This window comes from bacterium, from assembly GCA_035527515.1.
Classification (GTDB): domain Bacteria; phylum B130-G9; class B130-G9; order B130-G9; family B130-G9; genus B130-G9.
On sequence record DATLAJ010000036.1, the window covers coordinates 1 to 2,621 of the forward strand.

Genomic DNA, 2,621 nt, shown 5'->3' on the forward strand with positions numbered 1-2,621 from the left:
CCACTTGCGGAGCGCACTAGCGAGCAATGATAGCAACTGCCGATTCCGAGTCAAGATCGCCCGGTCGAGGAGTTTTCGTAATCGGTCGATGTGGGCGCTTTGATGCTCGCAGTCAGGGCTTGGATTAGGGGTCATTGGCTACAAAACCTCGACAATCTGAGAATCGGCGTCGATGCAATTCGACGGCCATGCCTGAATGCCCCAACGGGGCATAATTTGAGTAGCCGCAGGTGCAACCTGCGGATGGCGAGGGGGGCTAGGAGCAGTGTAGTCGGCTAGATACCCCGCGTTTCACACGGGGCTACTCACGTGGCCCCCTTTCAGGGGACTCAAGCAATAGCCATCAGAACTTCACATACGCAGCTTAGTCCGGGCCAGGTCAACAGAGTCGTCGTTCGGGAGAGTGCCGGTCCGCTTTAGGCTATTATGCAAGTCAACTAAAGGCTTTACGGGAGGCAGACCTGATTCTGCGGGAGGTCACCTGCGCTTCCCCGGCTGCTTGCGAATGGAGATCGCGGCGAGATAGGGAAGGGCATCTTCACCCACGAGACCTGTCGTGATCCTGGTGACTTCTCGCGCAGTGAGCCAGTCGATTTGGCGTCTCAGCATAAACGCCGCCTGTCCGGCCTCAATCTGTCTCACAGCCCTGCCGACAGGGTTTTGGTCGCCACGTCGATACCACTCGAGCCAGGCGAGCTGCGACGGCAACTGGTTCGGGTTGAGAAACCCGACCGATATGAGGTCATAGGCAACTGTGTCTAATGGGTTGTCTCTCATCTCTAGGCACCCAACGGCTTTGTGATCGATGTCGCAGGCCGCAAACCTCCGCCCCGATTGGTCGGGAGTGCCGTTGAATGCGAAGGACAGCATGTCCGGCGGCGGCATCCGGTAAGAGGCCTGCCGCAGCTTAAGGAGCGCCCTGATGTCATCACGGCTAGCGATCTTCTCATCGGTCTGCCCTATTACAATAACGTGCTCATCCAGCCTGGTGTCAGGGCATTCGGCGATGTTGTCAAGCATCTCATCAATCGGGACGAAGTCAGGGTTCCGAAGGGATCCTACAGGGACAGACTTATCGCCTCTGACGAGTTCGGATTTCTCTTCAACAAAAACGAGCCGCACATCTCCCTCCGGCTGCTGAGAGACAGGACTTCCCCCTAGGCCCATGACCTTCGCGCCCGATCTACATTGCCAGGGGAAGTCCATCGCCAGACCGAGATTGCCGGCCGCAATGAGGGCCACCAGCATGAAGGTTAGAGCGCTAGAGGCCTGAAGCCGCCCTCTTCTCCAGAGACACAATAGTAGAACGAGTGCTAACGCGAGCCCTCCCAATACGAATGTGGGACTCGGGCCGTGCTGCTTCACGAACGCGTAGAACGTGCCGCCCGCGAGTGGGAGGAGTAGCCCTACTTGGAGCAAGGCCATTCTAGAGCGGGGCAACTCTTCGAAAGTCCTCAGGACCAAGACCAGCACAAGCGCAAATGCGAAGCTGGCGGGATAGATGTGTCTCATCTCCGGTTCCAGGACAAGAGCAGGAGCCAACAAGACAAGAACTAGCAGAGCCAGAATCCGCGTTCTGGGCTGAAACAGGCATGACAGAAAGAAAAGTGCGCCGAGCGCTCCTAGAAAACGGTATTCAAGTGGACACCAAAAGATCGTCAACAAGCCATGGGCTGTCCTGAGCAAGAAACTGGGCGTGATCTCCACAATAGGCATCTGGAAGGCCAGTGCCGACCTCAGCGCCACGTAACCAGCAACGAGCAGAACTGAGATCGCCACCGCAATCAGACCTCTTTTTTTGGCCCCTTCCACAGGCCTCTCGAAGGGGAGGAACCAGATAAGTCCCACAACGAGAGGCATGACCAGCGCAAACTCCTTGCTGGCGATCGCCAGGAGCATAAACGGAGATAGGGCAAGCAGCGCGCCAATGCCGCCTTGACGCACGTACCTGACCGAGAACAGAACTGCTGACAGAAGAAATGCCGTGCAGATGGCAGCATTGTTGGCCGCGAGCCAGGCCACCGACTCGAAGTTGAACCAGAATACCGCAAACAGAAGCGAGGCGCATTGGGACCACACGCGGTCGAGGCCTAGCACTCTTCGCGCAAAGACGAAAACGAGCACGGTGTTGATCAAGTGAACGAGGATGGCCACGGCGTGGTAGTAGACGATTCGTTCCCCAAACAGAGCGAATTTGAGAGCCCAGACATAAGCACCCAGAGGACGAAAATGCGCGTATTCCTCTGGGTTCAGCCCCGGTCTTTCCCCTTTGAAGAAATAATTGATTAGCGTGACGCCGAGCTCCCTGCGCCCGTAGAAGCCGAAGTCGTCAGCGAAGAGGTCGAACTTAAGAGACGGCAAATAAAGGACGGCGAGCAATCCAAGTATCAAGAACCACAACCAGACGTGGCGAAACCTGAGCGCCTTTGTTTTGCCCAAATCCCCAAGACCTCCCTATTTGATCAACTGACCCACCGGCACCACTTGCGGAGCGCACTAGCGAGCAATGATAGCAACTGCCGATTCCGAGTCAAGATCGCCCGGTCGAGGAGTTTTCGTAATCGGTCGATGTGGGCGCTTTGATGCTCGCAGTCAGGGCTTGGATTAGGGGTCATTGGCTA

1 protein-coding gene is annotated in these 2,621 nt (G+C 56.6%); it reads right to left on the reverse strand.

Going from position 1 to position 2,621, the window contains the following annotated elements; genetic code table 11:
- Nucleotides 1-477: 477 nt before the first annotated feature.
- Nucleotides 478-2,439 (reverse strand): glycosyltransferase family 39 protein, encoded by a 1,962-nt coding sequence (locus VM163_02400; protein ID HUT02724.1) that lies wholly within the window; start codon nucleotides 2,437-2,439, stop codon nucleotides 478-480.
- Between the last annotated feature and the right edge of the window lie 182 nt (nucleotides 2,440-2,621).